Here is an 8544-nt window from a genome sequence, read left to right on the forward strand (position 1 = left end):
TCCACCCAGACCCATGGCGGCATCAACAGCGTGGTGCCGGAAGCCGAGGTGCGCAGGGTGCTGTAAAACCATCCTGTGGTGCGGTCCCGGAGGCCGCCAATCATACCGAAGAACAGGTCTGCAGAACGGCGTGAAACCGTTGGCGGAATTTCAGACCGAACATCCCAAAAAGGCAGCGGAAAAAAGGAAGTACATCCTTTTTTTTCGCTGCCTTTTGTTGTGGGGGTTATCGGCTGCCGGACTTTTCATTTGCCATTGCCGGGCGTCTGCCGTTGGGGTGGATCGTGGGCGGCAGGGCATCTTGGCTCTGGCTCGCAGGACGGTCCAATTCTCCCGCCCATTCAAAGCCCTTTTTCGCGGTGATGACGGCGATCACTTCATTGATCACCGCCGCCGCGGCAATCGTCCCTTGAAGGATTTGGGCGCATTCAGGGGTCGGACCCGTCAAAACGGAAACGGCAATGCCGGTAAATACCAGCGAAACTCCCGAGTGGGGGAGAAGCGTCAGGCCGAGATATTTTTTCACGGTTTCGGGGCAGTGGGTGAGGCTTGCCCCCAAATAAGCGCCGAAATACTTGCCGGCGGCCCTTGCCAGAATATAAATGGCTGTGAACAGGCCGGCGCCCAGAATCAAGTGGTAGTCCAACGGTGCCCCCAGATTCAAGATCACGACAATCATGGAGATGCCCAAAATGGGATTGAAGCTCGCCATGATCTGTGCCAGCCGTGCTTCAGAAACCATATTGGAGAAGGTGGCCGAAAAAGCCATGCCGATCAGCATGAAATTCAGAACAGGGCGCGGCAGTACCCATGTGTTAAAGAGAAATCCGACACCGGAAGCCACCAGAATCATGGCGATCAGCAGCATCAGCGTGACCGATCGGCTCCGCTCTTTTTTCAGCACCAAACCAGCCGCCAGCCCGGTTGCCACGCCAATCAGCAGCGGCAGCAGGACAACCAGCGCGATCATATAGGCCGGCAGATCTCCCGCAGAAAGGTTTCCGGCAACCAGCGCAATGGTTATGAAAAAGACGATGCAGCCCACAATGTCATCCAAAGCAGCCATAGGGATCAGCGTCTGGGTAACGGGGCCGGTGGTCTTGAATTCCCGAACGATGGATAAGGCCGGTGCCGGCGCTGTCGCAAGGGCGATTCCGCCAAAGATGAACGCCAAATAAAGCGGAATGTGGGAGAGGGAGAATACAATGCCAAAGACCAGCGATACGACCAGAAACGTCCCTAGCGATTGCGTTAAGGTCGTAATTACAATGGCTTTTCCCGAACGTTTGATCTTGTTCCAGACCAGTTCGGTACCGATCATCAAACCGACGCCGCACTCAAGGATATGGACCATCGTCTGGTACCAGCGGGCATCCAAAAGCGGTTGGTCCATCAGCGAGAGGGCATGGGGGCCTAAAATCATTCCGGTGATCAGCCACCCCAAAATGGACGGCAGCTTTACCTTGGAAACGAGTTTGCCTGCAAGAAAAGCAACTCCGATCGTAACCAATAATCTGAAAACGGACAGAAGCATTTCGCTTCACCTAGCCTTTCCCAATAGAAGCGGTTGCCGATAACCGCCCCTTTTTTGTGGTTTGCTTGTGTTTGCTGCCAGTGTTTTGGCAGCGAAGAACGCCCGCTTGGTGCCCCTTATGCTGCCAAAGACGGGCTTGGCAACGCCTCAAAGGGGGGCTTTGGCAACACCATAGAGCATGATGTCAAAAATGGCGGACAGCTTGTCTTCGTGGGCTTCGATCAGGGCGCGATAGTCGCCGCTTTGCTCGGCCTTTTTTTGAAAATAGTTGTTGAACATTTCACTGGCGCCTAAAAAGTATTCCAGCGCCATCTCTCTTGTGACCCCGTCCCGCAAGTTCAGGCAGTTCAAAACAGCCAGATAACATTGTCGGAAGTATGCCTCCAGCCCGCTGCGTAGCGCTGCCAGTTCTGCTTCCAAGTGCTTGGGCGGCTGCAATACGGTGTTGAAAAAAATGTTGGCGTAGTCTGGGTTTTCGTGAAAAAAGGTTTGCCGGATCATCAAAAAACTTTGTAACCCCTCTTTGGCATCCTTGATTTCAAGGGGCTGCGCCTTTAGGGCGGTGATCATCTCGTCATAACAGGTTTTCACACAGAGCAAGTACAGCTCATCTTTGCCTTTAAAATTGTGATAGAGCAGTCCCTTGGAGATCTGCCCTGCTTCGCAAATGGTATTGATGGAGGCGGCATCGTAACTTTTGCTCCCAAATTCTTTCAGGGCCGCAGCAAGGATCCGTTCTTTGGTTTTCTGTGTCTTTTCTTCCTTTTTCATCCTTGACCTCCTTTGCTTGATTGTTGACCACATGGTCCATTATAGCGAAATATAGACTGGGTAGTCAATAAAAGAACTGTGAAATTTTCGCGGGGTCACAAAAGGGCGAAAAAAGCCGCCCGGCAGCCTTTACATTCGGCCGGCAATCTGCCATAATGAAGGAAAACACACCCAAAGGGAGGGAACCGTTATGAAGAAACTGTTGAACTTGGCTGACCGCTACCTCCAGCAATCCGACTGGAAAACCATTGCCCTGCTCAAAACCTGCCTGTTGGCGCTGGGAATCACGCTGGGGGCGTTGGTTCCGTCCAAATACAAAAAGACCGCCGTGGCGGCGGCGCTGCCCCTCTTCTTTGTGACCTACCTGCCGCTGATGGCCAAGCTGCTTCGTCTGGCGATGGAACCGGCGGAAGGGGAGGAAGACACCCTATGACCATCTTCGAGAAGATGCACAGCACTGCCCTGTATCTGCCCAACGATGACAGCATCGTGCCGGAGCAGACCCGCTGTCTGGACCGGCTCTACGACTACAACCAGACCCGCCCCACCGAGGGGGCTAAGCGGGCCGCGCTGCTGCAAGAGATGTTCGCTGAGATCGGGTCGGGATGCTATATTGAACCGCCTTTCCATGCCAACTTCGGCGGCAAGCACGTCCATTTTGGGGACAATATCTACGCCAACTTCAACCTGACGCTGGTGGACGATACCCATATCTATGTGGGGGACTGTACGATGTTTGGCCCCAACGTGACGGTGGCCACGGCGGAACACCCCATTTTGCCGGAACTGCGGGCACAGGGCTACCAGTACAATGCTCCGGTCCACATCGGCAAAAACTGCTGGATCGGGGCGGGGGCGATCATCCTGCCCGGCGTCACCATCGGGGACAATGTGGTGGTGGGGGCCGGCAGTGTGGTCACCAAGGACCTGCCCGACAACGTGGTGGCGGTGGGCAATCCCTGCCGGGTGCTGCGGCCGGTGGGGGAACGGGACCGGATGTACTACTTCAAGGACTGTGCCATCGACCCTGATTTGCTGCGCTGAACCATACCAAAAAAAGCCTGCCTTCCCTTACCGGGAAGGCAGGCTTTTACTTTATGGGCAAAATATGGGGGTTTAGTGGGTGGTCACCATATCCATAGCAAAAAGGGCGGCACCCAGCGCACCGCAGAGCTGGGCCTTGTCGCTGACCACCAGCGTGGTGCCCAGCTTTTCTTCCAGCGTCTTGACCAACCCTTCGTTTTTGGACACGCCGCCGGTCATCATGTAGCGTTCCTCACCGCCCACACGCTTGGCCAGCGCGGCAGTCTTGGAGGCTACCGCCTTGTTCAGGCCGTGGACGATGTCGTCGGTGGGCTTGTTCTGGGCGATGAGGGAAACCACTTCGGACTCGGCAAAGACGGTGCACATGCTGGAGATGGTAATATCCTCCTTGTACTTCAGACCGGCCTTGCTCATCTCGTCCAGATTCATCTCCATGGTGCGGGCCATCATCTCCAAAAAGCGGCCGGTGCCGGCGGCGCATTTGTCGTTCATGACAAAGTTCACCACAGCGCCGTTTTCATCCAGCCGGATGACCTTGCTGTCCTGCCCGCCGATGTCGATGACGGTGCGCACGCTGGGGTCCAGATAGTGGGCGCCCCGGGCATGGCAGGTGATCTCGGTAATGCTCTTGTCGCCGTCCTGAATGGCGGTGCGGCCGTAGCCGGTGGTCACGATGGCGTCGATGTCCTCCCGCTGCAAACCGGCCTGCTCCAAAGCCTGTTCCAGCGCCCGCTCGGCGCCTACGGCGGCGCCGGCACCGGTGGGCAGAATCACCCCGGTGACCATCTTTTTGTCCTTGTCCAGAATCACCACGTCGGTGCTGGTGGAACCGCTGTCAATGCCTGCAAAATAGCCTTTTCCCATTTGGATCTCCTTCCCCTCGCAGCGGGAGGCGTCCATCCCCTCGGCAAACGCCTCCAGACGGGTCAGCAACTGACCGCTGCTCTGCAATGTGTAGTCCGATTCGATCTTCAAAAGCGGCACGGCCACGCTCTGTTTGACCTGCGCATACTCAAAACTGTAAAAATCACAGAACTTTACCGTGTGGTAGATGATCCCTTTCAGGTCGGGATCGTTGAAAAGCCGCTTGCGGCCTGTGTTGTCCATCATCCGCATGCAGGGCACCTGCCCCAGTAGCTCGGCGGCATACCAGTCCATCAGGGCGTCAAAGTCGGCGTCCTCGGGGGGCAGAACTTCCCCCACTGACCGGTTGTGTACACAGGTTTCGTTTTCCACGGGGTAGGGCATGGCGTTCTGCACCATCTCGAACAGTTCCTTGCCCATCCGGGCGCCCAGCACACTGATATGGGGGCCGCGGGTCTTTTCGGGGGCGTGGAAGGCTGCCCGGAATGCCTTGGCGTCAAAGGTGGTTCCCTTGTAGGTCGCGTAGGCATTGGCCAACCCTTTCAGTTGGGCCGCCGTCCGTTGGCGGCTGCACGCGCCGCCGCTGTGCAGCATGTCCACGATATACAAAAAGTCCAGTTTGCCGCTCTCGGCCAGCACGTCGTAGACACTGCGGATCGTATCACAGCAGTTCACCAGTACCAGTTCGTGGACCTGCCCGCTGAGTACCGCTTCCAACAGCGATTTGCCGAAGCCGCAGATGTTGGAATGAGCCAGTTGGTCCGCCCGGTCAAACCCCTCCTGCATGCCGTTCAGGTTTTCACATTCCGCGCCCAGCGCGGTCAGCAGCTCAATGGGGGTGTATTTGCATACATAATAGGTCTTGTTCATCCCTGCGCTCCTTCCTCGGTGCGGCCCGGTTCGTTCAGCATCTCCAAAAAGGCGCCCAGACGGGTGGAGGTCTGCCCCTCGCCGCCGTGGCTGCGGTCACAGCCGTCGCCGTCCAAAATCAACAGCGGCAGCCCCGCTTCCTCAAACTTCTTTTTGGCCAACTGGGCCGCGCCCAGCGTGTGCTTGCAGCCCCAATGGTCAAACCACACCACGCCGTCCGCTTTGACCTGCTTGGCATGGCGGATGCCCGCCTCAATGCGGCGGCTGGCGCTGCCATTCAGGGCGTGGTACACCATCCGGTGGGCCATGGCCTCAAAGGGCTGTTCGGGGTCAAAGTCCGGCTCGGCCACTTCGCTGAGCTCGCACCCTACGATCTGCGCCCCCTCTTGAAAGAGCAGATCCTCCTTCACGGCGTCGGACCAGAAGGGGATGGTATGCATCCAATAGATCCGCTTGCCTTTGGCGGCAGGGGCCTTGTCGGCGTCCTTCAGCAGTTCGTCCACGTAGGCTTCCACCTGCTCGGTGCCCAGCAAAATGTTGTTGGTCATGCCGCAGTACAGCGGGGTGACCAGATCGGTGGGGACATACCGGTCGGCCCGCTTTTGCTGGTAGGCACGGTATTTTTCCAAGGTGCGCTTGCTGCGGCGCAGCCGTACTTTCAGGGACTCCTCGTCGATGGCCTTGTCGGTATGTTCCTGCAAAAAGGCGGCCAGCGCCCGCAGTTGGGCGGCCACATAATCCACATTATCCTGATTTTGCTGCATCGGTACATCGATGGCAAAGGCCGGTACGTGGTATAGCTGGCTCAAGGTGCGGAAGGTCACCAGATTGGCGTCGCAGGTCAGGTTGGTGTAGACGATGCACCGGGGCTTGGGCAGCAGCCCCTTCTGGGCCGCCCCCAGAAAGGTCTTGTGGTAGCTGCACAACGTTTCGGAAATGCCGGTGTTTTCCGCCTGCTGCAAAAAGGCCCGTTCAGCCTGCGACCCCGAAAGATAGCAGGAGAATGCCTCCACGTTGTAGGGGTTCAGCCCCACCTCTTGCAGCATTTCACAGGGGGTAAAGACGCTGACCATGGCGGATTGCTCCGGGGTTTGCAGCGGCGCCAGCATGGCATCCATCATGATGCAGGCCAACTGCCGGTCGGCGGGCTGCAGCCGCTTGTCGGGTTTGAATCGGTTCTTCAGGTTCTGGGCTTCCCAGCCGGTGCGCAGCAATTTCCGTGCCCGTTCGGGGCGTTGGCTGCTCCAGCTTTCCACGGTGCGCCCAAAAGTTTCTACTACTTGCATATACGTTCCCTTTCTCTACGCTCGGCGCCGATTCCCGCGCCAAAAAAACAGAGGGGTCCCCGGCCGAAATTCGACCGGAAGACCCTCACCCATTGTTGGTTACAATGTGTTTATACGGGATGCGCTCATTTTATATTACACCCGTTTTTTTGCAAAATCAATCCTTTTTTGTACAAATATTGCTTTTTTGTCTTGTGAGTTTCATAGCCGATGCTGGGGTGCGCCGCCGCCGGGGGAGGGCAGCGGGCAGTGGGTCAAGTACCAAGCGAAGAGCACCGAACTGATGGTCCAGGTCAGCGGGTATGCCCAGAAAATGACGGAGATCTGGGGGATAAACCGCACCGTGATGGTGATGTAGGTGATGCGCAGCGCACACCAGATGGCCAGCATAATGACCATCGGCACCACAGGGCGTCCCAAGCCCCGCAAAATACCGGCGCAGCAGTGGCTGAAGGCCAGCAGGCAGTAAAACAGCGATACGGTCCGGGCCTGCTGTACGCCAAAAGCAATGACATCCGGCTCATGGTTGAACGCAGCGATGAGGATCGGCGCCAGAGTGAACATGGCCACACCTACACATTCCGCCAGCAGGGAAGAGGTAAGAATGCCGAACCGCATCCCCTTGCGCACCCGGTCCAACTTACCGGCGCCGATGTTTTGGCTGACAAAGGTAGCCAGCGCCATGGAAAAGCAGGTCACCGGCAGAAAGGCAAAGCCTTCCACCTTGCTGTACGCGCCGCAGCCCGCCATGGCATTGGCGCCGAAAGCGTTGATGTTGGCTTGTACGATGACATTGGCGATGGAGATCACCGAGTTTTGGACGCCGGAGGGCACGCCCTGTGCTACCACAGCCCGCAGCGTGGCGGGGTGGAACCGGACTTCCCGCCAGCGGACGCCGTAGGCCTCTTTGGACAGGGTCAGCTTGCGGAAAGCCAGCACGGCGCTGACCGTCTGGGAGAGGATGGTGGCAAGAGCCGCGCCGCCCACCCCCATATGCAGCCCGGCGATGAACCAGAGGTCCAAAATTACGTTGAGGATGGAAGCGGTGATCAGATACCGCATGGGACTTTGGCTGTCGCCCACCGATTGCAGGATGCTGGCCCCCATATTGTACATGACCACGGACAATGAGCCCATGAAGTAGACCCGGAAATAGATGATGGAATTGGGCAGTACTTCCTCGGGGGTATCCATCCAGCGCAGGATCTGGGGGGTGAGCAGCACCCCCACCACACTCAGGACCACACCGGCGGTCAGGCCCAGCGCCACCGTGGTGTGGACCGCCCGGTGCAGGGCGGTGTCGTCCTTGGCGCCGTAGTGGCGGGCCACCAACACCCCGGCGCCCAGGCTGACGCCGTTGACAAAGCCGGTCAAAAGAAAGATCAGGCTGCCCGACGAGCCCACAGCGGCCAGCGCTTCCCCGCCCAGAAAATTGCCCACGATCAGCGAGTCCACCGCATTGTAGAGTTGCTGGAACAGGTTGCTGAAAAAGATAGGCACCGCAAACACAAGCATCCCTTTGGCCACGCTGCCGCTGGTCAGGGAAACATTTTTCTCAAACACGTTTTTCCCACACCTTCGATTAATTCGTTTTTCTCCTATCCTACGCGCCCCGGGGCGGGGTGTCAAGCGGTGTCGAAGCAAAACGACGGCACAAAGCCTTGTGGACCGCCCCAAAAGCTTGTATAATAAAGGATAAAATGCAAAGCACAGGGAGATGGAGTGCATGAATATTCAGTTGCAGAACCTGACCAAACGCTTCCCCGCCCGGGGGCGCAAGGCGCAGGGGGAGGTCACAGCGGTGGAAAACCTGACCTTCGAGGTGCCGGATGGCCTGTTGGTGGGGCTGCTGGGGCCGTCGGGCTGCGGCAAAAGTACAACGCTGAACATGATCTGCGGGCTGGAGACCCCCACCGAGGGGAAGATCCTTTTTGGCGGGGAGGATGTGACCAACCTGCCCCCCGAACTGCGGGGCGTGGGCATGGTGTTCCAGAACTACGCGCTCTACCCCCACCTGACGGTGCTGCAAAACATCACCTTCCCGCTGGAGAATCTGAAAGGCGCCCAGAAACTGACCAAGGCGGAGATGCGCCGCCGTGCCTTGGAGGCCGCGGCGCTGGTCCAGATCGAGGAATTGCTGGACCGCAAGCCCAAGGAATTGTCCGGCGGTCAGCA

8 protein-coding genes are annotated in these 8544 nt (G+C 57.8%); 3 read left to right on the top strand and 5 right to left on the bottom strand.

Translation table 11 applies throughout. The features are described 5' to 3' along the window. Positions 1-226 precede the first annotated feature (226 nt). Together Q0526_RS15870 and Q0526_RS15875 are read right to left on the bottom strand one after the other, a co-directional pair. Positions 227-1534: a cation:proton antiporter gene (locus Q0526_RS15870; RefSeq protein WP_298735724.1), complete on the bottom strand. Its 1308-nt coding sequence runs from the start codon at positions 1532-1534 to the stop codon at positions 227-229. Positions 1535-1681: 147 nt separating this feature from the next. Further along, positions 1682-2305 (bottom strand): TetR/AcrR family transcriptional regulator, encoded by a 624-nt coding sequence (locus tag Q0526_RS15875; protein ID WP_298735726.1) that lies wholly within the window; start codon positions 2303-2305, stop codon positions 1682-1684. Positions 2306-2495: 190 nt separating this feature from the next. On the opposite strand from Q0526_RS15875, the gene Q0526_RS15880 reads away from it, so the two are divergent. Together Q0526_RS15880 and Q0526_RS15885 are read left to right on the top strand one after the other, a co-directional pair. Next, entirely contained in the window at positions 2496-2738 is a 243-nt protein-coding gene (locus Q0526_RS15880; RefSeq protein WP_298735728.1) for a permease of phosphate ABC transporter, read from the top strand. Continuing rightward, the gene (locus tag Q0526_RS15885; protein ID WP_298735730.1) at positions 2735-3349 is read left to right on the top strand and encodes a sugar O-acetyltransferase; all 615 of its coding nucleotides are present in this window, start codon (positions 2735-2737) and stop codon (positions 3347-3349) included. Before Q0526_RS15880 ends, Q0526_RS15885 begins: the two co-directional genes overlap by 4 nt. A gap of 72 nt (positions 3350-3421) precedes the next feature. Here the strand turns inward: Q0526_RS15885 and Q0526_RS15890 are convergent, their stop codons facing one another. The 3 genes from Q0526_RS15890 to Q0526_RS15900 all read right to left on the bottom strand — a co-directional run bounded on the left by Q0526_RS15890 (position 3422) and on the right by Q0526_RS15900 (position 7884). Continuing rightward, positions 3422-5083 carry an acyl-CoA dehydratase activase gene (locus tag Q0526_RS15890; protein WP_298735732.1) on the bottom strand — a complete coding sequence of 554 codons (1662 nt, stop codon included), beginning with the start codon at positions 5081-5083 and terminating at the stop codon, positions 3422-3424. Continuing rightward, complete coding sequence (locus Q0526_RS15895) at positions 5080-6369, bottom strand: 2-hydroxyacyl-CoA dehydratase family protein (protein WP_298735735.1); 1290 nt, start codon at positions 6367-6369, stop codon at positions 5080-5082. The genes Q0526_RS15890 and Q0526_RS15895 overlap by 4 nt, the downstream gene beginning before the upstream one ends. Before the next feature lie 201 nt (positions 6370-6570). After that, positions 6571-7884, bottom strand: a complete 1314-nt coding sequence (locus Q0526_RS15900) for an MATE family efflux transporter (protein ID WP_298735740.1) — start codon at positions 7882-7884, stop codon at positions 6571-6573. Between the two features lie 211 nt (positions 7885-8095). Between Q0526_RS15900 and Q0526_RS15905 the strand changes: the two genes are divergently transcribed. Continuing rightward, the coding region (locus tag Q0526_RS15905) for an ABC transporter ATP-binding protein (RefSeq protein WP_298735737.1) at positions 8096-8544 on the top strand (449 nt) is incomplete at its 3' end.

The organism is uncultured Subdoligranulum sp., assembly GCF_937890665.1.

Excerpts from the sequence above, each read along its gene's own strand:
- Q0526_RS15870 (WP_298735724.1), bottom strand. The coding sequence starts at position 1,534 with ATGCTTCTGTCCGTTTTCAGATTATTGGTTACGATCGGAGTTGCTTTT.
- Q0526_RS15875 (WP_298735726.1), bottom strand. The coding sequence starts at position 2,305 with ATGAAAAAGGAAGAAAAGACACAGAAAACCAAAGAACGGATCCTTGCT.
- Q0526_RS15880 (WP_298735728.1), top strand. The coding sequence starts at position 2,496 with ATGAAGAAACTGTTGAACTTGGCTGACCGCTACCTCCAGCAATCCGAC.
- Q0526_RS15885 (WP_298735730.1), top strand. The coding sequence starts at position 2,735 with ATGACCATCTTCGAGAAGATGCACAGCACTGCCCTGTATCTGCCCAAC.
- Q0526_RS15890 (WP_298735732.1), bottom strand. The coding sequence starts at position 5,083 with ATGAACAAGACCTATTATGTATGCAAATACACCCCCATTGAGCTGCTG.
- Q0526_RS15895 (WP_298735735.1), bottom strand. The coding sequence starts at position 6,369 with ATGCAAGTAGTAGAAACTTTTGGGCGCACCGTGGAAAGCTGGAGCAGC.
- Q0526_RS15900 (WP_298735740.1), bottom strand. The coding sequence starts at position 7,884 with ATGCTTGTGTTTGCGGTGCCTATCTTTTTCAGCAACCTGTTCCAGCAA.